This window comes from Acidipila rosea (genome assembly GCF_004339725.1).
Lineage (GTDB): Bacteria > Acidobacteriota > Terriglobia > Terriglobales > Acidobacteriaceae > Acidipila > Acidipila rosea.
Window position 1 is genome coordinate 23,202 of the sequence record NZ_SMGK01000007.1, and the last position, 24,989, is coordinate 48,190.

21 protein-coding genes are annotated in these 24,989 nt (G+C 57.5%); 8 read left to right on the forward strand and 13 right to left on the reverse strand.

Going from position 1 to position 24,989, the window contains the following annotated elements:
* The first annotated feature begins 7 nt into the window (after positions 1 to 7).
* Positions 8 to 2,389 (forward strand): glycoside hydrolase family 31 protein, encoded by a 2,382-nt coding sequence (locus tag C7378_RS16295; protein ID WP_131999103.1) that lies wholly within the window; start codon positions 8 to 10, stop codon positions 2,387 to 2,389.
* 346 nt (positions 2,390 to 2,735) lie between these two features.
* Here the strand turns inward: C7378_RS16295 and C7378_RS16300 are convergent, their stop codons facing one another.
* From C7378_RS16300 to C7378_RS16320, 5 genes are all read right to left on the reverse strand, one after another.
* Positions 2,736 to 4,253 (reverse strand): ABC transporter substrate-binding protein, encoded by a 1,518-nt coding sequence (locus tag C7378_RS16300; RefSeq protein ID WP_131999105.1) that lies wholly within the window; start codon positions 4,251 to 4,253, stop codon positions 2,736 to 2,738.
* Positions 4,246 to 5,424, reverse strand: a complete 1,179-nt coding sequence (locus C7378_RS16305; RefSeq protein WP_131999107.1) for an anhydro-N-acetylmuramic acid kinase — start codon at positions 5,422 to 5,424, stop codon at positions 4,246 to 4,248. Before C7378_RS16305 ends, C7378_RS16300 begins: the two co-directional genes overlap by 8 nt.
* Positions 5,421 to 6,533, reverse strand: coding sequence for a beta-N-acetylhexosaminidase (gene nagZ, locus C7378_RS16310; protein WP_131999109.1), 1,113 nt, complete (start codon positions 6,531 to 6,533; stop codon positions 5,421 to 5,423). The genes C7378_RS16305 and nagZ overlap by 4 nt, the downstream gene beginning before the upstream one ends.
* Positions 6,499 to 9,084 (reverse strand): DNA mismatch repair protein MutS, encoded by a 2,586-nt coding sequence (gene mutS / locus C7378_RS16315; protein WP_131999267.1) that lies wholly within the window; start codon positions 9,082 to 9,084, stop codon positions 6,499 to 6,501. Before mutS ends, nagZ begins: the two co-directional genes overlap by 35 nt.
* Positions 9,085 to 9,174: 90 nt before the next feature.
* Positions 9,175 to 9,438 (reverse strand): hypothetical protein, encoded by a 264-nt coding sequence (locus tag C7378_RS16320; RefSeq protein ID WP_131999111.1) that lies wholly within the window; start codon positions 9,436 to 9,438, stop codon positions 9,175 to 9,177.
* Positions 9,439 to 9,666: 228 nt separating this feature from the next.
* Here C7378_RS16320 and C7378_RS16325 point away from each other — a divergent pair, with 228 nt between their 5' ends.
* Genes C7378_RS16325 through C7378_RS16340 form a run of 4 tightly spaced genes read left to right on the forward strand, consistent with a single transcriptional unit; the run spans position 9,667 to position 13,413 of the window.
* Positions 9,667 to 10,422, forward strand: coding sequence for a cytochrome C assembly family protein (locus C7378_RS16325; protein WP_341539159.1), 756 nt, complete (start codon positions 9,667 to 9,669; stop codon positions 10,420 to 10,422).
* Positions 10,419 to 11,726, forward strand: coding sequence for a glutamyl-tRNA reductase (hemA, locus tag C7378_RS16330; protein WP_131999115.1), 1,308 nt, complete (start codon positions 10,419 to 10,421; stop codon positions 11,724 to 11,726). Before C7378_RS16325 ends, hemA begins: the two co-directional genes overlap by 4 nt.
* Positions 11,723 to 12,631 (forward strand): hydroxymethylbilane synthase, encoded by a 909-nt coding sequence (gene hemC, locus C7378_RS16335; protein ID WP_131999117.1) that lies wholly within the window; start codon positions 11,723 to 11,725, stop codon positions 12,629 to 12,631. The genes hemA and hemC overlap by 4 nt, the downstream gene beginning before the upstream one ends.
* Positions 12,628 to 13,413: a uroporphyrinogen-III synthase gene (locus C7378_RS16340; RefSeq protein WP_131999119.1), complete on the forward strand. Its 786-nt coding sequence runs from the start codon at positions 12,628 to 12,630 to the stop codon at positions 13,411 to 13,413. Before hemC ends, C7378_RS16340 begins: the two co-directional genes overlap by 4 nt.
* Before the next feature lie 70 nt (positions 13,414 to 13,483).
* Here C7378_RS16340 and nth read toward each other — a convergent pair whose 3' ends face one another.
* The 5 genes from nth to C7378_RS16365 all read right to left on the reverse strand — a co-directional run bounded on the left by nth (position 13,484) and on the right by C7378_RS16365 (position 17,145).
* Entirely contained in the window at positions 13,484 to 14,200 is a 717-nt protein-coding gene (nth, locus tag C7378_RS16345; RefSeq protein WP_131999121.1) for an endonuclease III, read from the reverse strand.
* A gap of 2 nt (positions 14,201 to 14,202) precedes the next feature.
* A complete protein-coding gene (locus C7378_RS16350) occupies positions 14,203 to 14,961 on the reverse strand; it encodes a chlorite dismutase family protein (protein WP_131999123.1) in 759 nt (252 codons plus the stop codon).
* A gap of 43 nt (positions 14,962 to 15,004) precedes the next feature.
* Complete coding sequence (locus tag C7378_RS18240) at positions 15,005 to 15,280, reverse strand: 4Fe-4S dicluster domain-containing protein (RefSeq protein ID WP_131999125.1); 276 nt, start codon at positions 15,278 to 15,280, stop codon at positions 15,005 to 15,007.
* A 16-nt stretch (positions 15,281 to 15,296) separates the two neighbouring features.
* Positions 15,297 to 16,295: a cytochrome D1 domain-containing protein gene (locus C7378_RS16360; RefSeq protein WP_131999127.1), complete on the reverse strand. Its 999-nt coding sequence runs from the start codon at positions 16,293 to 16,295 to the stop codon at positions 15,297 to 15,299.
* 103 nt (positions 16,296 to 16,398) lie between these two features.
* Complete coding sequence (locus C7378_RS16365; RefSeq protein WP_131999129.1) at positions 16,399 to 17,145, reverse strand: carbohydrate-binding family 9-like protein; 747 nt, start codon at positions 17,143 to 17,145, stop codon at positions 16,399 to 16,401.
* Between the two features lie 125 nt (positions 17,146 to 17,270).
* Here C7378_RS16365 and C7378_RS16370 point away from each other — a divergent pair, with 125 nt between their 5' ends.
* From C7378_RS16370 to C7378_RS16380, 3 genes are all read left to right on the forward strand, one after another.
* Entirely contained in the window at positions 17,271 to 17,912 is a 642-nt protein-coding gene (locus C7378_RS16370; RefSeq protein WP_131999131.1) for a DedA family protein, read from the forward strand.
* 173 nt (positions 17,913 to 18,085) lie between these two features.
* Positions 18,086 to 19,432 (forward strand): inositol-3-phosphate synthase, encoded by a 1,347-nt coding sequence (locus tag C7378_RS16375; RefSeq protein ID WP_243648316.1) that lies wholly within the window; start codon positions 18,086 to 18,088, stop codon positions 19,430 to 19,432.
* 132 nt (positions 19,433 to 19,564) lie between these two features.
* Complete coding sequence (locus C7378_RS16380) at positions 19,565 to 19,951, forward strand: YidH family protein (protein WP_131999271.1); 387 nt, start codon at positions 19,565 to 19,567, stop codon at positions 19,949 to 19,951.
* A 21-nt stretch (positions 19,952 to 19,972) separates the two neighbouring features.
* Here the strand turns inward: C7378_RS16380 and C7378_RS16385 are convergent, their stop codons facing one another.
* Genes C7378_RS16385 through C7378_RS16395 form a run of 3 tightly spaced genes read right to left on the reverse strand, consistent with a single transcriptional unit; the run spans position 19,973 to position 24,977 of the window.
* The gene (locus C7378_RS16385; protein ID WP_131999133.1) at positions 19,973 to 22,498 is read right to left on the reverse strand and encodes an alpha-L-rhamnosidase-related protein; all 2,526 of its coding nucleotides are present in this window, start codon (positions 22,496 to 22,498) and stop codon (positions 19,973 to 19,975) included.
* A gap of 57 nt (positions 22,499 to 22,555) precedes the next feature.
* Positions 22,556 to 23,812: an ABC transporter substrate-binding protein gene (locus C7378_RS16390; RefSeq protein ID WP_131999135.1), complete on the reverse strand. Its 1,257-nt coding sequence runs from the start codon at positions 23,810 to 23,812 to the stop codon at positions 22,556 to 22,558.
* Positions 23,813 to 23,864: 52 nt separating this feature from the next.
* Positions 23,865 to 24,977 carry a glycoside hydrolase family protein gene (locus C7378_RS16395; protein ID WP_131999137.1) on the reverse strand — a complete coding sequence of 371 codons (1,113 nt, stop codon included), beginning with the start codon at positions 24,975 to 24,977 and terminating at the stop codon, positions 23,865 to 23,867.
* Positions 24,978 to 24,989: the final 12 nt, after the last annotated feature.

Consider the following 24,989-nt stretch of genomic DNA (forward strand, 5'->3'; position numbering starts at 1 on the left):
GAGAGTGATGGCGCGAGTAAGAGGTGTCTCCTGTGTATGCCTGCTATTGGGAGCTGCTCTGTTCGCTTGTCTGGATGCTGACGCCCAGAATACGGTGACGGTATCGCAGCAGGCCAGTGGAGTGCTGGTCAAGACAGCTACCGATGTGTTGCGTCTGACCGTTTGTAGCCCTACTGTCGTGCATGTAGTCGCAAGTCCAGATGGTTCCGCTCAGGATGCGACACCGAAACAGCCGTGGCTGACTGGGGCTTGTACGCCGGGAAAGTTCACACTCACGATGCCGAAGGAGACTCCAACCGCTACGGCGGACAATCACCCTGGGCGGATGAATGATGCTGTGGTTGATACCGGCGAGATTAAGATTCTGATCTCGCTCGACTGGGGCAATCTGGAATTTCAGGATGAGCAGGGCCATCGAATTCTGCAGGAGTTCCAGGATGAGCCGCGCCGGTATCAACCAGTGACTATGAACGGGGAGCAACTCTATGCGGTGAAAGAACGCTTCCACCCGCAGGTGCGCGAGGCGCTGTATGGGCTGGGACAGCATCAGAACGGAGTATTCAACTATCGTGGCGCAACTCTGAATCTGGCACAGATTAATACCAGCGTGACGATTCCGTTGATGGTGTCGACGCAAGGCTATGGCCTCTTCTGGAATACTGCGGCGGCATCCTCTTTCGACAATCGCTTTGCTACTGAGTTGAAGCTGTCAGCGAATGCGGCGCATGCTATCGACTACTACTTTCTTTACGGGCCGGAGATCGACCAGATCGTCCATCAATATCGCTCGATGACAGGCCATGCGCCGCTCTATGGGGAGTGGGCTTACGGATTTTTTCAGTCCAAGGACCGGTACCAGAGCTCCGATGAACTGCTGAGCGTGGCGAAGGAATATAGAGACGCACACGTGCCGATGGATGTGCTGGTGCAGGATTGGTACTGGTGGGTGCGCCAGGGAGATCCGGAGTTTCGTCCGGATGCATACCCAGATGTACCCGGTCTGCTCGATAAGCTGCATGCCGAGCATGTTCACGCGATGCTGAGCGTGTGGGCCATGATGGACACAAAGTCAAAGAATTATCAGGAGATGAGTTCTGAGGGGCTGACTATCCCAGGTACAACCGATTACGATGCGACCAACCCGGCGGCTGGTAAGTTCTATTGGGACCATCTGGTCGGGAAAGAATTTGCGCAGGGGTGGGATGCCTTCTGGCTGGATAGTTCTGAGCCGGAAGTCGCTTATCCGCATGGCGGTGAGAGTGACGCGACTCTGGCTGACAAGAAGCTGTTTCTCGGCAATGGCGCGCTCTATACGAATTTGTTTCCACTGATGCACACGGGGAATGTTTACACTAACTGGCGCGCTACTACGGATAAGAAGCGGGTCTTTATCTTGACGCGGTCCGGTTTTGCAGGCGATCAACGGTATGCCGCGACAACCTGGTCGGGTGATGTCTACAGCACCTTTCAGTCCTTCGTTCGGCAGGTTCCTGCGGGGTTGAATTTTGCCCTTTCCGGCATGCCCTATTGGACCACCGATATCGCAGGTTACGGACCGCCACTGGCACGGGACACGCATGATCCGGAGTATCAGGAGCTTTACGCCCGCTGGTATGAATTCGGTGTGTTTTGCCCGATCTTCCGCACCCATGGGCATCGCGCGAACAATGAAAATGAAGTATTCAGCTATGAACCGATCACGCCGCTGCTGATCAACTATGACAAGCTTCGTTACCGCATGTTGCCTTACATCTATTCACTTGCGTGGAAGGTGACCAGCGAGGATGGGACCATCATGCGTCCGCTGGTCATGGACTGGCGGACGGATCGCAAGGTTTGGAACATCGGAGATGAGTTCATGTTTGGACCGGATCTTCTTGTCAGTCCAGTGACGGAGGAGGGTGCAAAGGAGCGATCCGTGTATCTGCCGCCAGCAGCAAGCTGGTATGACTTCTGGACCGGCAAGCAGATTGCCGGAGATCAGAGAATCTCTGCCAGCGCGCCTCTTGAGCGGATTCCGGTGTATGTCAAAGCCGGCTCGATTTTACCGCTGGGGCCTGTGGTCGACTACGCAGGGCAGCATCCTGAGGCTCCCATCGAATTGCGAATTTACCGGGGAGCTAATGCTGCATTCGACTTATACGAGGATCAGGGCGACACCTACAACTATGAGAAGGGTAAGCATTCGGAGATACCGATTCAATGGAATGACGCAACCGGAACTCTAACCATCGGATCGAGGCGGGGAACATTTCCAGGGATAGTGAAAGATCGTAAGTTCGAGGTTGTCCTGGTGCATGAGGGACATGGAGCGGGACCGGATGCCTCGGAGCATGCGGATCGGGAAGTGAGCTATTCCGGCACCGAGCAAAGCGTCCGCATGAAGTGATGAGATTGCACTCCCCTTGTATGAAGAAGCGCTGCCATCTGTAGCACCATTTTTTGCGTCTAAGTTGCAGGAGCGATTTATGGCTGGTTCTTGGTTCATCTTTCTCTTGGGCAGTTGGGTGGGCGTCTTTGTAGGGTTTGTAATTGCGTCGATGCTGGCTGGTCTCAAGCGGAGTGATCTTGAGTCAGCGATAGCTCTCGATCCGGCTAATGGCCAAGCCAGACACATCCGTCAGGTCAAGCGAAAGGTTATCGCTCGTCTGCGGCCTGCGGTTCGTCATCATCACTATTCCCACTAATTGCATTCGGGTATGAGTGAGGCCCGCGATGGCCGCGCGGTACTATTCTTAGTGCACAAAGGCCGTACGCAGTCCGTTAAAGTCTCCGGAAGGCGAAATTGTCAGGTTCTTAAGCCGGCGGGTGTGGACCGCGACCGTATCCAGATACCAGAGATCGATTGTTGGCAGATCATGAGCGACGATCTGCTGGATTTGCTGATAGTCCTGCGCCTGCTTTGTTTGCTGTGAGGATGCAGCGGCATCTGCGAGGAGACGATCGACCTCCGGGTTTTCATAATAGCCGCGGTTTGCCCCGTGAGGCGGAAAGGACGCCTTTGCGTAGGAATAGCGGAATATATCGGGAGCTTCATTTCCACCGATCCATCGTGAGGGCGCCATCTGAAAAGCGCCGCGCGTGATATCTGCATAGAACGTAGCGAACTCAAAGCTTCGCAGATCGAGCTGGATCCCAACCGCCGCAAGCTGCTGTTGTAGAACCATGGCCAGCAGCCGGGTCGTTTCGTCTGTGGAGGTCTTCATTGCAATGTGAAAGCGTGTCCCCCGGGAATCGCGCGGGTGGCCTGCGCGGTCCAATAATGCATTAGCTGCCTGAGGGTTGTAAGGGTGATGCTCAACCTCGGCCGTCCACGCCCAATGCTCCGGTGGCAGCAGACTTTCGGCGAGACGTGCTCGTCCATCGAAAAGGGACTGGATGATGAGAGGACGGTTGATGGCCAGGGCAATTGCCTGGCGAACGCGGATATCGCGCAGCAGCGGGTCGCGGGTATTGAAAGTGATGTAGTTGAGAATGGTCCCGGGACCCGACTCCACGATCAGATTATTATTGCGGGCAAGCGCTGCGACCATGTCGGACGGGAAAGCATTGATTGCAAGATCGGCCGAACCTTTCTGCAGTTCAAGTGCCCGAGTGGTCGCGTCAGGAACGACCGCGAAGCGCACCTCCTGAAGGCGAGGCGGAGCCTGCCAATATGCGGGATTTCGAGAAATCAGAACATCCCTGTCCTGCGCCTGACTCACCAATTTGAAAGGTCCGCTGCCGATTGGATGGCGCCAGAAATCGGCGCCGCTGCCATACGGAACAATTCCCGAGGCTCCATCGCAGAGATTCCAGAGGAAGGAAGAGTCCGGCCTCTTGAGGTGAAAGATGACGGTCAGGCGATCGGGTGTGTCGATGCTCGCTATGGACTGATAGCCATTTGCCTTCACCGTCACGACTGTGCCGTTGAGAATGGAGTCGATCGTCCACTTTACGTCGCGCGAGGTCAGAGTACGACCGTCGGTAAAGTGAATGCCCTGATGCAGATGAAAAACGTAGGTTTGCGGATCAGGCGTTTCCCAGCGCTCGGCCAGCCAGGGCTCTATGCCAAAGTGCTTATCGCGGTGGACCAGGGCATCGAAGAGCAACATATCGATACGTTCGGATGGTGCGTCCACTCCAATCCGAGGATCGAGGTTAGTGGGGCTGCTCTCAATGAGTACGGTGACTGTATTTGTGGGCCCAGGGCGGCGATGGCATCCGCTGAGAAGCATCGGAAGCAGGATGAGCGCGAAGCAAAACTTACGCATAGGTAATGCTTCCAAGGAGCGCAGGACGAGCCGCGCCTGTAGCAGAGAGAATATTGCCGGGACGCATGTGCCAGGTGTAATAGGCCAGCAGTGCGAAGGCGGCTGACTCTTTTGCTTCGACAGGCAAGCCCAGCTGGCCACTCTCAAGAATCGTCGCGCCGCGTAGCTCCAGCGTCTCGCGAAGCATTCCGATGAGGGTTGCATTGTGCGCTCCCCCGCCAGAAAGCACATAGTCAATCTCGCCGGTAATAGTCGGCAATACGAAGCGATCCATGGCCACGGTAATGCTCCGGGCGGTCAGGGCCGTTGCAGTCGCGATGATATCAGCATCCCTGCTGCTTACTTTGCGGCAGGCAGCGAGAAAGCGATCAACGTAGGCCTCGCCAAATTGCTCTCGGCCTGCGGATTTCGGCGGAGATGCTGAAAAGAAGCGTTCCCTGAGCAGCGGGCTAAGTACGCGCTCGAGCGGCTCGCCCAAAGCGGCGACTCTGCCTGCACGGTCGTAGCGCTTGTCGAAGAGCCGCTGCATGCAGGCGTCGATGACCATATTGCCGGGACCTGTATCAAATGCGAGGACATCCTCAGGAGCGGAGCCAGCGGGAACGCAGGTGAGATTTCCGATGCCGCCGATGTTCTGCAGAACTCGTGCCCGCCGTGGATGGCGGAAGCAGGTGTAATCGAGGAGTGGGACGAGCGGTGCGCCCTGGCCCCCTGCAGCCATGTCGGCCGGGCGGAAATTTGCAACGACGGGTACGCCGTGGGCTTTCGCCAGCAGCGCCGGCTCGCCCAATTGCCATGTGCAGGCAAAGCGGCGGCCTGCATAGCTTGTCTTCGCGCCCTGATGGTAAACGGTCTGTCCGTGGCATCCGATAAGGTCGAGGGTCGCCGGATGCTTCGCCAGTGTGTCCTTTACTGCGTCTGCGTAAGCAATACCGAGGCGCCAATTGAGGCGTGCCAGTTCGGCGGTGCTGATTTGTGGGGCATCCATCGATGCGAGTACTGCTGCACGCAAGGCGCCGGGGAAGGAGAAGCCCTGATGCGCGAGGAGCTCCAGTACAGGCTGTTGGCGGTGGGGAGTAATGCGTACGATGGCGACATCGATTCCGTCGGCAGAGGTGCCGCTCATGATCCCGGCGACAGTCAGTGCGCGAAAGGGAAGAGGCTTCCTCATGAGGACTTCTCCACCGTCGCGCGGAACGCCAGTGTCTCGCGGCGAAGGTTTTCAATCTCGGCGGTTGAGGGTGTTCTGAGTGGCCTTCGATCCAGGAGTCTCTGCTTGTGGCTGCGAACTTTTCTGGCCGCGGTTTCGACGCGGCGGCGAAAGGCTGAAGACTTTTCCGCCCTGGTCAGCAGCGCCTCATAGGCGGCAAGAACCAGGGCAGGGTCCTTACAGATTTCAATTAGATCAGTACCTGCCGCGATGGCTGCGATGGAGGCATCTTCTATGGACGTCTGGGTAAGAATGCCTCCCATCTCCATGTCGTCTGAGATGATGAGGCCTCTGTATCCGATGCGCTTGCGCAGCATATCTGTGATCCAGTAGCGCGAGATCGAAGCGGGGTTCGGGTCACGTGAGGCCTGGGGGTAAGAGGCGTGCGAGACCATCACCATCGGAGCCGCCGGGGCAAGCTCACGATAGGGAAGTAAGTCTGCTTCGTACAGTTCCTTTGCTGTGCGCTCAATGACGGGCGTTGCGTGATGCGAGTCGAGAGTGCCGCCGCCAAGCCCTGGAAAATGCTTGAGACATCCCAGCACCCGCTCACCCTGAAGTCCAGCGAGGAAACTGCGTGCATAGCGTACGACTTCTGCGGGGTTGTCGGAGACAACCCGGGTCCGCATTACATCCTTGGAAACAGGCAAAGCCAGGTCAATGACCGGCGCGAAGGTGATGTTCAACCCTAACCGTCGCGTGGAGCGGCCAATGAGGGCGCCATGCTTGCGATATAGTGCGGCCTTGCCCGTTGCCGCGACCGAAGCTGCAGAAGGCATTGGCGCAATCAGATCGCGAAAGCGGTCTACGAGGCCGCCCTCCAGATCAACACAGCGGAGCAGGGGCGCTCCTGCAGCTTCTGTCGCTTGGCGCAGCAGATCTACTGTTTGCGAGGCTGCTTCGATATTGCGCCGGAAGAGAATTACGCCAGCGGGTTGTAGCAGTCTCAACCACGCGCGCTCGCTTCCGGTCAGAGCGAGAGATTCGAGACCGACGACCAGAAGCTGCCCGACATCCTTTCGCAAAGTGGCGCGGTCAGCCATTGCCGCCCCGCGATTGCCTGATCTCATTCTTCAGTTGCTCTATCAGGTTGAGAGCCTGCAGTGGTGTGAGCGTGTTGACATCGGTCTCTTCCAGGCGATCGAGGACCCTTTGCGAAAGGGGAGTGAAGATTGTCAGTTGAACCGGCGCAGCTGTTTCCGCGGCGATGTTGCGCCGCTCCGAGCGCTCATGTTGCTTGAGCACCTGGCGTGCGCGCTCGATAACTTGCGACGGAAGGCCGGCAAGGCGAGCTACCTCGATGCCATAGCTTTTGTTGGCGGGTCCACGCTCGATGGAGTGCAGGAAGACGATGCCCCGCGGCGTTTCCTTGATCGCGACGCGAAGATTCTCAAGCCTGGGCAGCTGTTCGGCAAGCATCGTGAGTTCATGATAGTGGGTTGCGAAGAGGGTACGCGCGCCAATTTTGGCGTGCAGATATTCGATGGTGGCCCATGCGAGCGAAAGGCCGTCAAAGGTGGCCGTACCGCGACCCATCTCATCGAGCAGCACGAGCGAGCGAGCGGTTGCGGTGTTGAGAATGGTTGCTGTCTCGGTCATCTCGACCATGAAGGTGGAACGCCCCCGCGCAACGTTATCGCTCGCTCCAATACGTGTGTAAACACGATCGACGATGCCATAGCGCATTCGCTCGGCGGGGACGAAGCAGCCCATCTGCGCAAGGATGACGAAGATGGCTGCCTGCCTCAGGTAGGTCGACTTGCCGCCCATGTTGGGGCCGGTGATGAGTAGCAGGTTTGGTCCGGCATTGTCGAGGTAAAGGTCGTTCGGCACGAAACGTCCCTCACCTGCCGACTCCATGAGGCACTCGATGACCGCGTGGCGACCAGCCGCTACCTCAAGCACGCAGGTTTCGTCGATGGTCGGGCGAGTGTAGCTGCGCAGGGCCGCCAGGTGTGCAAAGTTTGCCAGAAGGTCGATTTCCGCAACAGCGGTGCTCGTTCGCCGGATGCGCCCTGCATGTTCAAGAATGCTCCGTCGCAGCTCTGCGAAGAGGCGCTTTTCAATTTCGATGGCTCGCTCATGGGCGGTCAGTACTTTGGTTTCGTAGTCCTTGAGCTCGGGTGTGGTGAACCGCTCAGCGTTCGCGAGCGTTTGTTTGCGCTCATAATCGGCGGGAACATGGGCGAGGTTCGCCCTGGTAATTTCCAGGTAATAGCCAAAGACGGAGTTGAAACGGACCTTGAGCGACTGAATGCCGGTGCGGGTACGCTCGCGCTCCTCGATGGCCGCGATCGACTGCCGTCCTGTACTGCTGATCGAGCGCAGTTCATCAAGCTCGGCGTCGATGCCGGATGCGATGACGCCGCCTTCCGCCAGGGTAAGCGGGGGCTCCGTTTGCAGCGCGGATTCGATGCGTGCGCGGAGATCTTCCATTGCGTCGAGACGCTCGAGCGAGAATGCGAGGAGAGGCGCCTCACAACGCTTAAGGGCCTCGCGCACGGCTGGAAGCGGCCGCAGCGAGGAGGCGAGCGCCAGTACATCGCGGGGGCCCGCACTGTCGAGAGACAGTCGTGCGAGCAGACGTTCAAGATCCTGCACGCCTGCGAGCGGCCGGCGCAGCTCCTCGCGCAACACCAGATCGCCTCTGAGGCAATCGACGGCCTCGTAGCGCGATTCGATGGCCGCGGCATCGATCAGAGGACGAAGGATAGAGCCACGCAGCAGGCGTTTGCCCATGGGGGTCTGGCAGCAGTCCAGGGCGCGGAAAAGCGTAGCATCCGCGTCCGAGCCGCTGAAGATCGGCTCCAGCAGCTCAAGATTGCGTACGGTAACCTGATCGAGCTGCAGGTGTTCGGTGCGCTCATAGAAGCGGATGCTGTCAATGTGGTCGGGGTCGGCTTGCTGCGTTGTCCTCACATAATGCAGGACAGCCCCGGCAGCTATGGCCGCTGCGGGATGCTGCTCCAGTCCGAAGCCATCAAGCGACAGCGCGCCGAGCTGCCGCTCCAAGAGCGGCAGGGCATGGTCGCGTGTGAAAACCCAGTTATCCAGGAGCGTCCGGGTGCGGATGCGTTCGACTTGTTCGCCGTGGGGCCACCCCGCTGGCAACAGCAGTTCGCTGGCCCCGGTCTTCAGCAATTCGTCGATAGCCTGAGCGAGAGCTGTGGCGCCGGTGAACTCGGAGGCGCGGAAGTCACCTGTGGAGAGATCAAGCAGCGCGAGCGCAACAGCAGTGTCGGTGGCGAAGAGCGCAGCGAGAAAATTATTCTGTCCCGAATCGAGAGCGGGATCGAGTGCAGTGCCGGGCGAGAGAACGCGAGTGACTTCTCGCCGTACAATTTTTTTCGTTAGCTTAGGGTCTTCGAGCTGTTCGCAGATGGCTACCCGGTAGCCCTTGCGCAGCAACCGCGCGATGTATCCTTCGGCAGCGTGGTAGGGAACTCCACACATGGGGACGGATTTTTCACGGTCGCGGGAGGTGAGGGTGATCTGAAGCTCGCGCGCTGCGGTTTTGGCATCGTCAAAGAAGAGTTCGTAAAAGTCGCCAAGGCGAAAAAAGAGCAGCGCGTCAGGATTCTGACTCTTTGCAGCCGTGTACTGGCGCATGAGCGGGGTCATGGCCCCGCCGGCGGGTTGGATGATTTCGTTAGACACCGGGAAACGCCAGCATACCGCGAACGGCGTGCTGGCGGGTAATCCGGGTTGAAATCAGAGCACTTTAGCCTGTGCGTCGGACCCGTGCTGCTTGACCATCTTGTTGTAAGTACCGAGGATCAGGAATGGAGCGGCCCACTGCCCGATGAAAAGCGACATATTGTCTTTGCCCTGTGCCTTGAGCACGAGTGAGGCTGCCATTGACGCGAACGCCGCGCCGAGGAAGAAGCTGGTCGGCCACTTCGCCGAATAGCTCTCCATCATGGCTGTCATCTGATCTTCGTTAATTTCCCCTGCGCGAACCCGATAATCCGACATTGATTCCTCCTGCAAGCCTGGTATGAAATTAAGACGCCAAAAGCGCCCTCACCGGAAGAGATGCAGAGTAGCCGCCGATCCCTTGCCTGAAAGGTAAATAATATTGGGTGTGGTCAAAGTGCCGGGCAAAGCCGTTGATTTGCGCCACAGCTTATACTGAAAGTTCGCATGTACCTGCTATGGCTTAGAGTCGCGGCCGTTTTTTATGGGTTGGGCAGTATTTCCGCCGTGCCGGCTGTTCTGGGGCGCCGTCCGCGCTGGCAGCAGCTGTGCGTTTGCTTCGCAATCACCGGTTGGCTCTTCCATTTTGTTTCATTTGTGGAGATGCTCTCCGGCGCGCGGCACCTCGCCGCTCTAGGGCTTCACGAGGTGCAGTCGACGCTTTCGCTGCTTATCGCCACCGCCTTCATGCTGGTTTGGATCCGCTACAAAGCCGTTTCCTTCGGCATGTTTGCAATGCCGCTGGCGCTACTGCTGGCACTTGTGCCCGCCCTTGGACCGGACAGGCATGCGTTTTCCTCACCGTTTATCCGCAGCGGATGGATTTTTGTCCATGTTACGACCCTGCTCGCGGCCTATGCTTCGCTGATCTTTTCGATGATCGCCAGCATCCTGTACCTGGTGCAGGAGCGGCGAATGAAAAACAAAGAGACCCCTGGCTTCCTGGAATGGCTGCCTCCTCTGGACACGATGGACCAGATTGCTCAGACATCACTGGTTGTTGGCTTCTGCTGCATGACGGTGGGTCTGTTGGCAGGTTCGTTGATTGCGCAAGAGCATATAGGCGCTGCGTATTTTCTCGATCCTAAAGTGTTGCTGTCCTTCGTGATGTGGATTCTTTATGTGGTACTGCTCTTTGTCCGGCGCAGCACCGGATTGCGGGGGCGGCGCGCTGTGTACCTCTCCTCGGCGGTCTTCATCGTGATGCTCAGTGTCTGGGCGGCAAATTTGCTGAGTTCGGTCCACAGGTTTTCAGTGCCATGAAGCTTGTAGTCGCAGGCGTGAACCACAAGACGGCTCCTGTCGAGCTGCGGGAGAGGCTCGCAATTGCGCAGGAGCGACTCGCAGAGGTGACGCGCTCGCTGATCGAAGAGGCGGGTGTGCGGGAGGCGATGGTGCTCTCCACCTGCAATCGTGTCGAGGTAGTGGCCTGCCACGATCAGGCTGAGTTGCCGGTCTTCTTTCAGAAATTTTTTGCAATCGATCCGGCCGAGTTGAGGCCACATTTCTATGAGCATGCCGATGCTGATGCGGTTCGCCACCTGTTTCGCGTGGCATCCAGCCTTGACTCGATGATCGTCGGAGAGCCGCAGATCCTGGGACAGGTAAAAGAAGCTTATGCGGTGGCCCGCTCGGTGGGCGCGGCGCATGCGCAGATGGACCGGCTGCTTCAGGCTGCATTTGCTACGGCTAAGAAGGTCCGCACCGATACCCAGATCGGAAGCTCGTCGGTGTCGATAGCCTCGGTAGCGGTTGATCTGGCGCGGAAAATTTTCGGCTCGCTCGACAACCGTAGGGTATTGCTGGTGGGAGCCGGCAAGATGAGTGAATTGGCGGCGAAGCATCTCATCCAGCAAGGGGCCAACTCGATTCTGGTTGCGAACCGTACCCATCAACGGGCGATGCATCTGGCTCAGAGCTTTGGAGGCAGCACGCTTCGATTTGAAGATCTTTACGCCACAGCCGACCAGGCAGACATCATCATCACCTCGACAGGTTCCGCTACTCCACTCTTCCGTCGCGAACATGGGCAGCAGTTTATGCACCGACGGCGCAACCGTCCCATGTTCTTCATCGACATTGCGGTGCCTCGCGATGTCGATCCCGAGATGAACAAGGTCGACGGGGTGTTTCTCTACGATATCGATGATCTGCAGTCAGTCGCTGCTTCGCATCTGGCTAACCGTAAGCTAGAAGCGGAGAAGGCAGAGGCCATCATTTCCCTCGAGGTCGAGCGCTTTCAAAGACGATCGCTCGCGGTCGATGTTGTGCCCACGATCGTGGCCCTGCAGCGGTCCATTGAGGAGCTGCGCCAGGCAGAGCTGCGACGGGCCCAGTCGCGACTGCAATCACTCAATCCGGAGCAGATCGCAGCAGTGGATGCGGTTACGCGCGGATTAGCAAATAAGTTTCTCCATATGCCGCTGGCGGCGATCAAGGCCGCGTCTTTGGACGGCAATGCGGCTGCGATTGAGATGATGCGGAATATATTCAAGCTGACAGAGGTCGGTGAGGAGGATGAGTCCGTCGTGACGGCGCTCAACACCAGCGGCAAGGAGCAGGAATGATCCGCATCGGTTCTCGAGGTTCGCAGTTGGCGCTGTGGCAGGCAAATCATATTGCGGACGCGCTCAGGGGAGCAGGCCATGAGGTAGCGATCGAGATTATCCGCACAACCGGCGATCGGATGCAAGCGACAGCCTTTGCGAATGTCGGAACAAAGGGCATGTTTACGAAGGAGATCGAAGAGGCGCTGGCAGATGGGCGCATCGATCTGGCAGTGCATAGCCTGAAGGATCTGCCTACCGAGCTTGATCCACAATTCACCATAGCTGCGATACCGCAGCGTGTAGACCCTCGCGATGCATTCGTCTCCCCGAAGTATGAGGCGTTTCCTGCGCTTCCGCATGGGGGCCGCGTGGGCACCAGCAGCCTTCGCAGGCAGTCGCAGCTGCGCCATCATCGCCCTGATCTGGAGTTTGTGGAGTTTCGCGGGAATGTTGACACCCGCTTGCGAAAGCTCGGCGAAGGTGAGGTCGATGCGATCATCCTGGCTGCAGCAGGATTGGAGCGCCTCGGGCGCACGGAGTGGATTCGTGAGCGGTTTTCCCCCATGACGCTCTGCCCGGCAGCGGGCCAGGGAGCGTTGGCTATCGAGACACGCGCTGCAGACGTGGCGATGCTGGAGTCGCTGGCTTTCCTCGACCACGCATCCTCGCGCTATGCGGTGACCGCGGAACGCACTGCGTTGGCAGCGCTGGGTGGTGGATGCCAGGTGCCTATCGGTATTTACTGTGAGGCGTTTCCGCAGGGTTACAGCATTACGGGCGTGGTTGCTGTGCCGGACGGGGAACTAATCCTCCTGGATGTCTATGATCGCCAGCGTGAAAAGTCAGCAACGGAGCTGGGGCTGCAGCTGGCCGCGCAACTGCTTGAGCAGGGTGCAGGGGACATTCTCAAGGCTGCAAGATGAGTGCGGGGCCGTTGGCGGGGCGCAGGATCGTTGTCACCCGGGCTCGCCACCAGGCAAGCGCACTTTCAGCAAAGCTGATTTCGCTGGGGGCTGAAGTCGTCGAGCTGCCCGCGATCGAGATTGTTCCGCCCGTGTCCTATGCGCCGCTCGATAATGCTCTCTCTAATCTGTCGAAGTATCAGTTTCTTGTTGTGACCAGCGCGAATACTGCCCGCGTTCTGGTCGAGCGCAGTCTAGTCCTGGGGATTGATCAGGCCGTATTTGGCAGCCTTGGGGTGGTGGCTATCGGCAGTTCCACCCGGCAGGCGCTGGAGAATGCCAGAATTCCGGTCAGCATGGTTCCAGAGCGCTATGTAGGGGAGGCGCTGGCAGCTGCACTTAAAGACAAGGTGAAGGGCAGCCGTGTACTGCTGGCTCGAGCTTCCGTTGCTCGCGATGTGGTGCCTGCGGAACTGACGAGATGTGGCGCCGTGGTGGATATCGTGGAGGCCTACCGCACAGTGCTGCCGCAGGAATCCGTCATACGCTTGCGCGAACTATTCGCGCCGGATGGCAAATTGCCGGATGCGGTTACTTTTACGAGCTCTTCAACTGTCAGCAATTTTTTTCGTCTGCTTGCGGAAGCCGGGACGCGCCTTGGCGGCCAGGTGAAGGCAGTTTCGATCGGACCGATCACGAGTGCAACTCTCCGCGAGCATGGATGGGAACCAGCGGCGGAGGCTTCGGAGCACAATGTTGCTGGGATCATCCACGCGACCACGGAGCTGCTTTTGCGGAGTTAGCCTGACCGGCTTACGGGATGGAGGCGGCGGGCCAAATCATTGTCATCCGATGGTGCTAACTGATAAAGAGCTAAATACTGGTCCAGGTCTTATCGCCGGAGTAGCAGATGTTTTCCAGGGGACATTCGGCGCATTTCGGCTTACGCGCTATACAGACCTGACGCCCATGGTGGATCAGCTCATGCGAAAAGGCGATCCAGCGATCGCGCGGGATAATCTTCATCAGGTCCTGCTCGACCTTCTGCGGGGTGGTCTCCTGGGTTAATCCCAGGCGGCGCGAAAGACGCAGTACATGGGTGTCGACCACCACCCCCTCGGCCTGCTGATAGGCCACGCCAAGCACCACGTTGGCAGTCTTGCGGGCTGCGCCCGGAACCGTCAACAGCTCATCCATGGTGCGCGGCACTTTACCGCCGAATTCACTGACGATTCGTTTTGCTGCGCCGGAGATCGATTTCGCCTTGTTGCGGTAGAAGCCGGTGGTGCGGATCAGTTCCTCGATGGCCGCCGGCGATGCTTCTGCCATTGCCCGCGGGGTAGGGAACTGGCGAAACAGTTCGGGTGTGACCATGTTCACCCGCGCGTCTGTGCACTGCGCTGAGAGGATGGTTGCGACGAGCAGCTCCCAGGGCGTGCGATGGATCAGCGCGCACTCGGCATTCGGATAGGCCGCCGCGAGCCTCCGCAGAAGCTCCTCAATGCGTTCCGGAGCAAGGTCGGCCTTCCGGGTGCGCTTTGAGGAGCGAGGCGCTGACTTCGCTGTTGAGGTGGTCTTCTTAACCGGCATCGTTAGCCCAGGCGGTCAAGCATCTCTTCCGGAGTCATCCGAATGCAGGTGAAGATGGGGGTGTCTTTGAGCGTGTAGGGACTGATCTCGGTCTCGCGAAGCTGCTGCACGAGGTCGAGGAAGTCCTCGGGGAAGTTCGTCTCAAAAGCCACCACGAACTCCTGATCATCGATGCCAAAGGAGTAGGTCGTATTGAGCTTGACGCGGGGATAGAGATGGCCGACGCGGATATGTTCGTTCATCAGCCGTTGACGCTCTTCCATCGGCAGCAGGTACCAGGCGCGGGTCTTCCAGAAAGGATAGATAAAGATATACTTCTGCCCGCCAGGGCGAAGAAAACCGCGGGAGTCTGCCTGCCCTTCGTGTTCATGGCCGATCAGATACTGAGACCGCTTGGTCATCGAAAGGTAGTTGTAGGGCGTCTCGAGATAGCCTCCCAGGGGGGTTGCCATGAGCTCGGCCGTCATCTGGCTAAGGTCGTCCGGTGAGTAGCAGATGCGCCACAGCACCATGTCGCAGTCGCCGCGCAGGCCAACGGTCGAATAGCTGAGCGAGAGCAGCCGACCGGGCTGATTCCACCGCTTGATGACCTCGGCGAAAAGGCGCTTGTGCTCAGCACGTTCGCTTGCGGGAAGCCGCCGCCACTCTGGCATCACCTTGAAGAAGGTAAACCCGATGGTCTGGCGCTGTACTTTCTTCTCTTCTTTGTGTGCGGGCTGATTCTGATCCTGGGGACGCTCTGCGACGGCTGCTTCAGACATTGGGTTCGCTCCTGTTTGGCTCACTCACCATGCTAGCAAAAACTTACGGATGGGTTGAGCGCAGGCGGATGGCGCTTTCAGGACACGCGATAACACATAGATTACAGCCATGGCAGCGCTCGGCATGAACAGCGATAGCCTGCCACCTCGGTTTGCGCTTGTGCGGGCGTCCAATCTCGCCAGGCGAAAAGAGCCTCATCTCGAAGACCTCAAATGGACAGACAGCTACGCAGTCCTGTTTGCCGTCGCAGCGGTTGCGATCAATAACCGGAACGACGTTGCCGGATTCCGGCTGGCAGGAACCTGGACGATAAGGCATACAAATGAGATGCTCGTTACTTCGCCCATGCAAGCCCGTCAGCAAAGTTGCCTGCTGTGATGAGCTTTTGAACTTTCCAGTGGGATAGATCGATGGCTGCGACTTTAGCGCTGGTGTTGCACGACACGTAGGCGACTTTACCGTCGGGGCGAATCAGAACCTCCTGTGGCTTGCTCGGGACGGCGATGTTGCGAACCACCTTCATCGTGGCAAGATCCACTACAGATACCTGATCCACGGTCGGGACGGCGACCAGCAGCCACCGTCCATCGGCGGTTGCAGCGCTTCCATAGCCAAGGCCCGGAAGCGCAACCCACGTCTTTATCTTGTTCGTTGCTGTATCGATCACGGCCAGCCGTGGCTTGATCTGGTCCGAGGTGAACGCCAGTTTGTCGTCGTGGGAGACGGAGATCCTCTGCACCTTGTCCGATACTGGAATGACCGCCATCGTCTTCCGGTTGACCATGTCGAGCACCGAGACGGTGCCCGGGCCAACATTTGCCGTATAGCCGCGCGTGCCGTCGTGGGAGAGCGCCAGCATGTGTGACTGCTCCTGGCCGGTTGGAATAGCGCCCAGGATCTTGTGTGTCTGCGGATCAATGATGGTCACAGTTTTGTCGAGCTCGGTGGTGACATAAAGCAGGTTCCGCGCGGGATCAAGCACCGGAAGATGGGGCCGCACGCCGTGGCCGAAGTCGACGTGGCCGACGATCTTTCTCGATGGCAGGTCGATAATGAGCATTTCGTGGCCATTGAGTCCCGGTTTTCCAACACCCACATTTCCATAGATCGGCATGTAGGCTGTTTTTCCGTCCGCCGAGGTGGTAATTTCGTGGCCGTGTACCCCGGGGGTTCCTTCATGGATGATCGCTACCTCCTGGCCGGATGCAGGATTGACGATGCTGAGATCGCTGTCTCCCTGATTCACTACCAGCAGGGACTGAGCTGGAGCGGCGACGATAAAGGCAGAAAAAAAGCCAATCGGTAGGAGACTCAGGAAAAAGGACTTTCTCATAGGGAGAGAAGTATAGCCTCGCGGAGATGTTTCTCGCAGCAAGGATTTTGATTCATCCCCTTTGCCGATCGGTGCACTGCTGGCCTCCGGGTGATGACGGAGCCTAGCGGAAGCGCAGATAGCCCCAGCGATCCGGAACGTGCATATTGATGACGCCCTGCGGAGACCAGACCCAGTTGTCTTCCTTCGGCTGGCCTGGCTTCCACTCTACCCGGCTGAAGTTGATGCGCCACACAGTCCCGTTATGCGGTGGAGGCACATGCTGACGGGAGTTGAAGGCGCTCAGGGGATAGGCAATTTCCAGCGTCCATCCCTGATCCGTGTCACCGGCATGATTAATGGTTCCCTGGACCGCAACAGCTGTCTTCAGCCCCGCAATGTCCCAGCTGTTATCTGGCTTCCCATTCTCGTTGTAAGGCTTGTTCAGGAAGAGGTCCCAGCCGGTATTGAATGCATTCATTTCAAATTCATAGTAGCTTTCCGTTTGCGGCAACGGTTTGACGAAGACCTCGAAGTCATTGTCGTGAAAGATGACAGAGTCATGTTTCCGCAGCGTCGCCGTCACATTCGGCTCCTGCAATTCGGCTGCAATGTAGAGATACTTGTCATCCCACAGCATCTTGACGCGGGTGCGAAAGCGCGGTGCGGGCCTGGCTGTCCCTTCAATATCGACAAAGTCTGAGGTCCATTTAGCCTCCTTCCACGCCGGATCATCGAGCTTTCCGTCGATGTGGATGGGGGTGCTGGCGCGGTAGCAGTCATAGGACAGCGGCGTTGTCTGCTTACTCTGTGCGTGGGCGGCAGGGGCGATCAAGGTCGCCAGGCTGAGAACGATGAGCGGTCGAATCATGGGTGCCTCTTGTATGCATGTTTTGGAACTTTGGGCAGAAGGCAAACTTATCATGACCGCGGATTGAAGAATGAAAGCCCGCGTCAGGTCAAAAGAGCATTTTCCCGTAGGTATACTCAATTTGAATGACTGAAAAGATTCTTGCTGTCCTGGCCCATTTTATTATTGCGACCATCTCAGCCTCTGGGTACGGGGGCGTGGCCCTGCTCATGGGTATCGAGTCGGCGTGCGTGCCGCTACCCTCTGAGATCATCATGCCATTTGCGGGCTACCTGGTGCACCTGGGCCAGTTGAAGCTCTTCTGGGTGGCAACGGCGGGTGCGATTGGCTGCAATCTCGGCTCCGCAGTGGCCTACTGGATTGGCGCATATGGTGGCCGCCCGATGGTCGAGCGTTTTGGCCGGTATGTGCTTCTAGGCAAACACGATCTCGACCGCACGACTCACTTCTTTAATCGCTTCGGCGGCATCACCGTTTTTGTTGCGCGCCTGCTGCCGGTGGTGCGGACCTTTATTGCTCTTCCTGCGGGAATTGCCAGGATGCCGCAGCTTCGCTTCCATATTTATACGTTTCTGGGCTCGTGGCCCTGGTGTTTCGTGCTGGCCTACGTCGGCGCAAAGCTGGGGCAGGGGTGGGATAGCGACCCACGCTTCAAGGCGATCTTTCATCGCTTCCATACCGCGGTCGTTCTGGTGCTGCTGATCAGTTTTGTATGGTTTGTCTGGTCGCACTGGCGGCGCTCGCGGAATGAGCCGGAGACGGCGTGACTTTGATTCTGTGAATACCGTAACTGCATTCAGAGTTTCATGGCTTCCATTCAATGTCACAAGTCACCGTTCAGGGCAGCTGGTTTGCCAAATAGCCATTTGCGGGGCGAGACTGAAGTGTTTGCAACACGCTCCATTTTTTTATCCAGTGAGAGGACGGTCTAAAGAAAGCAATGCCAACACCCAAAGACAGCGGTCATGAATCCGCTGCCGGAGCACAGATCAAGCCAGCAACAGGAAAACTCGGTGTCATGCTGGTCGGCATGGGGGCCGTCGCTACGACCCTGATCGCCGGAGTAGAAGCAGTCCGCCGCGGGAAGGCAGCGCCTATCGGTTCGCTGACCCAGCTCGGCACGATTCGTCTGGGCAAGCGCACCGACAACCAGACGCCACTCATCAAGGATTTTGTTCCGCTTGCGGACCTGCAGGACGTTGTTTTCACCGGCTGGGAGATTTTCCCTGAGAACATGTACGAGGCCGCCAAGCATGCCAAGGTGCTCGATAAGGAACTCCTGGAAGAGATGAAGGAGTACCTGGAATCAATCCAGCCGATGCCGGCTGTATTCGATCAGCACTACGTCAAGCGTCTGAATGGCACCCATGTGAAGAAAGGCCGCAGCAAGTGCGATCTCGCCCAGCAACTGCGCAATGATATTCAGGAGTTCCAGAGCAAGGTCGATCGCGTGGTTGTTCTATGGACCGGTTCGACTGAAATCTTCCTTGAGCCGACCGCGGTTCACCAGTCGCTGGAGGCCTTTGAAAAGGGTCTGCTGGAAGATGATCCGGGAATTGCGCCTTCGCAGATCTATGCCTATGCAGCCCTCAAAGAAGGTGTGCCGTTTGCTAATGGCGCTCCGAATCTGACTGTTGACCTTCCCTGCATGCAGGAACTGGCGAAGATCACCGGTGCGCCAATCTGTGGCAAGGATTTCAAGACCGGACAGACTTTCATGAAGACTGTACTCGCTCCGGCCTTGAAGACGCGAATGCTGGGACTTCGTGGCTGGTATTCGACCAACATCCTCGGTAATCGCGATGGTGAGGTGCTCGATGATCCCGAGTCCTTCAAGACCAAGGAAGAGTCGAAGCTTGGTGTGCTCGACTTCATTCTGCAACCGAAGCTGCATCCAGAGCTCTATGGCGATATCTACCACAAGGTTCGCATTAATTATTATCCGCCGCGTGGTGACAACAAAGAGGGCTGGGACAACATCGATATCTTCGGTTGGCTGGGCTATCCGATGGAGATCAAGGTGGACTTTCTCTGCCGCGACTCGATCCTGGCGGCTCCGCTGGCGCTGGATCTGGTTCTCTTCCTTGACCTGGCCAAGCGTACGCCTGAGTTGAGCCATCTCGGTATCCAGGAATGGCTGAGCTTCTACTTCAAATCGCCTATGGTGGCAGAGGGGCTCTATCCAGAGCATGACCTCTTTATCCAATCGATGAAGCTCAAGAACACGCTGCGCCACATCATGGGTGCAGACCTGATCACCCACCTCGGCCTTGAGTACTACGACTAGTTCCGGGGGAGTTCTCATTTGGAAAGCGGGGGTAGGCTTTGGCCTGCCCCCTCTGTATCTGTCTCGCTTACCAGACCAGGCTGCAGCAGAAAAATCCCGATTGATGCGCAGGCGCATCTACCCTTAGTGACGATGACAACTCCTGCCGAGCAGAACGCCGACCCGCGCACTTACTTCGCCTCTGAGCGCACCTTTCTTGCCTGGATTCGTACCGGCATCGCCCTGATGGGCTTTGGCTTTGTGGTTTCACGGTTCGGGCTGTTTCTGCGTGAGCTCAGACCGAATGATGTCCGTCTTCCCAGTCATGCGACGGGACTTTCGCTTTGGCTGGGCATGTCGCTGGTAGGATTAGGCGTCGCGGTCAATATCGGATCGGCGATCCGTCACATCCATCTCACCAAGTTGCTGCGGGAGGGGCGATTCCATCCGGGCAAATTGTCGACACTGGCTACGGTGGTCGCCCTGCTGCTGGCGATGGTTGGGCTCGGAATGATGGCTTATCTGCTGCGCGTTCATTGATCGGATAATCGAGTCCTCAAGCTACTCCGCCTGAATCTCATAGTGCCCGGAAGATTTGAGCATTAGCCGTAGGCGAGTCCCGCCCTCAGCAGGTATGCCGTCCATGGGCTTGCCGTTCACCTGGATGGTGGTTGAGCCTTTTGCCACAGGGAACAGGACCGTTGCATTTAGCCCCGCAGGCACATCGATGGATGCCTTCATCCCATTCTCTGCGTGCAACTCCACCTTTAGCGGTCCTTCGGGGGTTGGCTCCTGACCGCGTGCCCATTTCAGGTCGAGCAGGTCAGGGCGAATCACTACCCGGCTGAAACCCTCCGCCACTGGTTGAATGCCGAGTACCTGTTCCATAAGCCAGTAAGTTGGAGCGGCAGACCACCCATGCGCCATGCTGACGAAGTATCCAGCGCGCCCGTCTGCCTGCAGATCCAGATGTGGATTGTCTTTAGGCCAGGATGGGTCATAGGCTTCCCAAAAAGTTGTTGCTCCTTCGTCAATCATTCCGCCCCAGTACTCGCGAATCCACTTCAGTGCGGCGTCACGATGGTCCATCTTTGCCATTGCATCCAAAACGTAAGCACCATAGTACGGAGTGATAAGGTTGGGGCGGAAGGTCGGCTCGCCCACCTTCGAGAGTACGTTCGTCCAGATCGATCCGTATTGATCCGGGTCAGCTACTCCTGATAGGACAGCCATGGCATTCGTCTGCCAGCGTGGTCCGAAATCTCCATCGGACTGCGACCATAAAGATCGCTGAGCCGCTTTCTTCAATTGCGCTGCACGGCTCTTGAAGTGGTCTGCGTTCGACGTGTCGCCAAGCTCCTTCAGCAGGTTCGCGCCGTCCACATACGCGCGATAGTATTCCAGCGTGGTCGCCTGCCGTACCTCCGGATTGTCCCCGTATAAGTTAATCGCCCAGTCCACAAAGAGCCATGCATGTGTGCGGTTTGTGAATTGATTCTGCGCGTCGAACTCCTTATCCATGACTTGCAGCAACTGTAAAAGCTGAGGGTGAACCTTTTCCAGAAACTGTTTGTCACCGGTGTGGCGATAGTAGTTCTGCAATTCCGTGACCCAGAAGGCGGAGTAGCCCGGTATCCCATTCACATGCTCCTGGACAGGAACATCACCCACCAGTCGCGACATCGTGTCCTTGAGAAGAAAGTGGTCGAAAAAGATGGTGTCGCTGACGTGGCCGCTGATATCTGTGTCGCCCATCCAGCGCCCCCGGTCGCGTTTGGGAGCATCCCAGATGTCATCCTGCATGCAGAGGTGGACCGTGTACGCGCCTATCTCCCAGATGCGATTCAGAAGGGGATCAGAGGACTCAAACGATCCCGCGTAGTTTACGGGGTAGTAGATGTCTTCAAGGTGAATCGCCTTGAAGCGTAGCTCGGAACCCCCGGAGAGAAACCGGATGCGCGCATAGCGGAAGGCAGACTTCGGTCCATGTGCGCTTCCGTGTGGCGGAATCCTCAAAAGGTTCACTCCCAGGTAGGGGCCGTTGTTCACCTCTCCTTGCGACTCGCCGTACTGAATCGAAACCGTGGCTTCGTTGTCCGAGTCCGAAATTAGCTCGACGCGGCCGGTAACTTCCCGGCCAAAATCCAGGGTCAAGCCCGGTGCATAGCTATTACCCGGGGCTACGCTCCCCACCTTCACTGTAAATTCGCTCTGTGGACTGGTTGAGTCTGCGGTCAGCGTGTGCAGATTGTAAAACTCGCTTCGGCCTGCAATTACGTTTTCGATATTCTCGGCTGGCATGTACATATGCGCCAGAAATGGTGATGCCCCTTCGTATCCGGGCCAGTCGTAGAGGCCCGCGTCCGCATTCCACTGAAAGAGATTGATCGATCCCTCAATGGGGCTGATAGCTGTGGCATGTGGCCATGCAGAATCGTCAAACTTCGCATGCTCCCAGCCTTGGGATGCGTGGAGTGTCGCCTTCCATTGTGGACCACTGATGAGAATCGCCGGACCGTCTACTCCTCCGGGTTCGGGGATGATCTTCGCTACCATCACCTCGCCGAAGAGCTGTTGCATGCCCATGGGACTGTTCATCGAGCCGGGAATGCCCCGTCCGCGTACAACTTCCATTGCTATTACATTTCGCCCTGCGTGGAGCAGCCGTGCGACATCCACACGGAAGACGTGCATTCCCAGAGGGTCAAGCGTGTTGCTTGAGATCTGCTCCGCAAGCACTCCATTCAGGTAGATTTTTGCCGATCGCGGACCCGCCACGTACAACGTCGCCTGAGCCGGGGCGCTGGCGAGACTAAAGGCCGCACGGAAGTAGTGAGGCTCTATGCTTCCGTTAGCACCAGGACTGATGTACTGAATAGCGCCAATCCGCCCGACGAGCGAGTCGTCTTTGGTCCAGATGTATTGCTCAGGAAGCGGTTTGTGAAATGAGGAGAAGAGTTGCGGATGACGAACCGTACGGGTTGGATCGAGCTGGCCAGGGGGAATGGTGGACTGTTTCTGCGCGAAGCCACAGCATATGACTGTAAAGGTGAAAAGGGACAGCAGACTGATGCTGCGATGTGGCATGTACGAGCTCCGTATGTTGAAGAAGTTCACTGACAGAATCCGCTACTCAGGAAATATTCAAGTGTCCAGAGTTTGCGCAGACTCCCGCTGAAAACGGATGTGCTTTTCGAGTGCGATGGCCTGGGCCCATCGCAGAATAGATTCGGAGGGTTCGCTGGTTCTGAGCGACCGCTCGATAATCTTGTTGACGATGTCTGCAAATTCCGGGAGGCTCGGAGTTCGCGGCAGACGCCGGGCGCCGCGGGAAATCTCTTCAATCTTGCAGAAGGCTGGAATTGTGCTCTGTACTTCCAGATCTCGCCAGGTGGAAAGCCGCACACCAACTACACCATGGCGCACAACCTCACGATCCTGTGCCGCCTGCGCCAGAAAGCGCAGGAAGTCATAAGCAGCCTGTTTGTGCTCTGTGCCGCTTGCAATGGCGATGGTCCAGAAGACGGAAAGCGATATTGGGGAGAGGCCTTCACTGCAAGGAATTGGCGCGAGAGACACCCTTTCATTCAACGAGGAACCCACGCGCCCGGCGCGCGCTGCGAATCCGAACCAGTTCACCATCATGGCGACGGAGCCCGCGAGAAACGTGTTGCCGCACTGGACTGAATCGAGGTCAATCGAGGCTGGATGACAGACTGTAGCGTCTTGCACGATGCGGCGATAGTAGTCCAGCGCTGCAGCAGCCTGTGAGGTGACGAGGTCAGGGTATCCGGATCGGTCGTAAAACTCGCCGCCTCGGCTCCAGACCTGTAGCGCAAAATCGTAGAGGGTGTTGTGGCCATCCGGATAACAAGCGAAAGCGGTGCCGTAAAGCCCTTGCTCGGGCCGCGTGAAGAAGCGCGCTACGTCTTCAAATTGCTTCCATGTCCTCGGAGGCTCCAGATCATAGCCATAGGTGCTGCGGAAAGCCACCTGCTCTTTTGCTGATCTGAAAAGATCGCTGCGATAGATCAGACACTCCGGACCGTCATGCCAGGGAATGCAGTAGTAGCTTCCATCAAAATTCAAGGGTTCGAGAATGGAAGCCGCCCAGCCTGAGGGCCAGTCCGGTAGAGGTGCCGCGGCCATATAGGGCGACAGGTTTTCGATAGCACCCGCTGCCACTGCATCGGCCAGCCAGTCCGTAACCATCATTCCCATATCCCATCTTCCGGAAGTCAAGCCGGCCTCCGTCAGCAGTTCCTGGTGAAGTTTCTCCAGGTTCAGAGGTACTGCGTGAATGTCTATATCGGGTCGCAATTTACGGAAGGCCGCGATTTGTGCTGCGAATGCAACTTCGAAATCTGAAAATTCACGGAGAGCAATTCGCAATGTGATCATCGAAGATCTTTCCTTCCTGTGGGGAGCTCTGTGTTCGCCGTTGGTCCGGAGCCTATGCCCATGGACGTGAGCGTGCTACCGAAATCCCGCGAATGTCATTTGGATATTTTCCTGAGACGGCGGTATAGAAATGATAGAAATCGCCGTTCCACGCAATGACAGAAGGTTTGTGCGCGTAGTCATCATCGACGGAGCCCGGAGGACCTGCATCGACAAGAATGCTGTCCGTCTTGTGCAGGTGGTCGGGCTGACGGCCCAGAGCGAGCAGGTCGCGTGCTTTGCCGTCCCTGGAGCTGAGGCCGTAATAAAAGACGGCCCACTGATTCTTCCAGAGGACTGCGCATGGGTCGCTGGCGAATCGGTCGTCCCAGCTCCCGGCTGGGCCATTCGCTATGACGGGATTGAGTGGAGAACGCGTCCAGTGGCGCAGATCATTTGAGGTGGCCAGGCCCGTCTGCTCATGCCAGCCGCCACCTTCGCTGCGGGGTAGATCAACGGTCTTCGCGTTATAGAAAAGATAAAAAGTGCCATCGCTTTCGACCAGGCAAGGTTTGTAAAGTCCGCCTCGCTCCCAGGCTGTGGCATCGGGATCGTCCGGGCGCAGGCAAGGCTGCTCCAGTTCCCAGTGGATGAGGTCGTCGCTCCAGCACAGGCCGATCACGGCTGGTCCAGCCTCCATGCCAGGGTTTGGATAAGCGTGCCAGGCCCCCAGATATCGCCCATGTATCTTCTTGAGATTACCGGCGCCCATTGCGTTGTTTTCGCGCACGATCCACATCATCGCAATGTTGTACCGGAAGACAGGAGAATCGGGCTGTCTTCGAAGTATGCAGGCAACACGACTCCAGTTAACCAGATCCGGTGAGGTGGCCAGGCCAGTCTGATATCCCTTCCCGTCAAAGCCAATGTACGTCATGCGGAAGCCGCCTTCATGGTGGAAGACAAATGGACAATCAACAAATTTGTCATCGAAGTCGCCGGCAATGGGGGACTTCTCGAGTACAAGACGGTTCAGCTTGTAAGGAGTCTGAAGTGCGTGGGGAGTCGGAACCGCGTGCTTGCCCGCGCCTGGCTGCCTGCCAAAAGCGCGCTGGCTGAGAGCGGAAGCGGTCAGCAGGGTTCCCGTATCTCGCAGGAAGCTGCGGCGGCTAAGAAATGCGCTCATTTCTATTTCTCC

Bases quoted from the DNA above. Each gene is read 5' to 3' on its own strand.
- C7378_RS16295 (WP_131999103.1), top strand. From the start codon at position 8: ATGGCGCGAGTAAGAGGTGTCTCCTGTGTATGCCTGCTATTGGGAGCT.
- C7378_RS16300 (WP_131999105.1), bottom strand. From the start codon at position 4,253: ATGCGTAAGTTTTGCTTCGCGCTCATCCTGCTTCCGATGCTTCTCAGC.
- C7378_RS16305 (WP_131999107.1), bottom strand. From the start codon at position 5,424: ATGAGGAAGCCTCTTCCCTTTCGCGCACTGACTGTCGCCGGGATCATG.
- nagZ (WP_131999109.1), bottom strand. From the start codon at position 6,533: ATGAGATCAGGCAATCGCGGGGCGGCAATGGCTGACCGCGCCACTTTG.
- mutS (WP_131999267.1), bottom strand. From the start codon at position 9,084: ATGACCCCGCTCATGCGCCAGTACACGGCTGCAAAGAGTCAGAATCCT.
- C7378_RS16320 (WP_131999111.1), bottom strand. From the start codon at position 9,438: ATGTCGGATTATCGGGTTCGCGCAGGGGAAATTAACGAAGATCAGATG.
- hemA (WP_131999115.1), top strand. From the start codon at position 10,419: ATGAAGCTTGTAGTCGCAGGCGTGAACCACAAGACGGCTCCTGTCGAG.
- hemC (WP_131999117.1), top strand. From the start codon at position 11,723: ATGATCCGCATCGGTTCTCGAGGTTCGCAGTTGGCGCTGTGGCAGGCA.
- C7378_RS16340 (WP_131999119.1), top strand. From the start codon at position 12,628: ATGAGTGCGGGGCCGTTGGCGGGGCGCAGGATCGTTGTCACCCGGGCT.
- nth (WP_131999121.1), bottom strand. From the start codon at position 14,200: ATGCCGGTTAAGAAGACCACCTCAACAGCGAAGTCAGCGCCTCGCTCC.
- C7378_RS16350 (WP_131999123.1), bottom strand. From the start codon at position 14,961: ATGTCTGAAGCAGCCGTCGCAGAGCGTCCCCAGGATCAGAATCAGCCC.
- C7378_RS18240 (WP_131999125.1), bottom strand. From the start codon at position 15,280: ATGCCTTATCGTCCAGGTTCCTGCCAGCCGGAATCCGGCAACGTCGTT.
- C7378_RS16360 (WP_131999127.1), bottom strand. From the start codon at position 16,295: ATGAGAAAGTCCTTTTTCCTGAGTCTCCTACCGATTGGCTTTTTTTCT.
- C7378_RS16365 (WP_131999129.1), bottom strand. From the start codon at position 17,145: ATGATTCGACCGCTCATCGTTCTCAGCCTGGCGACCTTGATCGCCCCT.
- C7378_RS16370 (WP_131999131.1), top strand. From the start codon at position 17,271: ATGACTGAAAAGATTCTTGCTGTCCTGGCCCATTTTATTATTGCGACC.
- C7378_RS16375 (WP_243648316.1), top strand. From the start codon at position 18,086: ATGCCAACACCCAAAGACAGCGGTCATGAATCCGCTGCCGGAGCACAG.
- C7378_RS16380 (WP_131999271.1), top strand. From the start codon at position 19,565: ATGACAACTCCTGCCGAGCAGAACGCCGACCCGCGCACTTACTTCGCC.
- C7378_RS16385 (WP_131999133.1), bottom strand. From the start codon at position 22,498: ATGCCACATCGCAGCATCAGTCTGCTGTCCCTTTTCACCTTTACAGTC.
- C7378_RS16390 (WP_131999135.1), bottom strand. From the start codon at position 23,812: ATGATCACATTGCGAATTGCTCTCCGTGAATTTTCAGATTTCGAAGTT.
- C7378_RS16395 (WP_131999137.1), bottom strand. From the start codon at position 24,977: ATGAGCGCATTTCTTAGCCGCCGCAGCTTCCTGCGAGATACGGGAACC.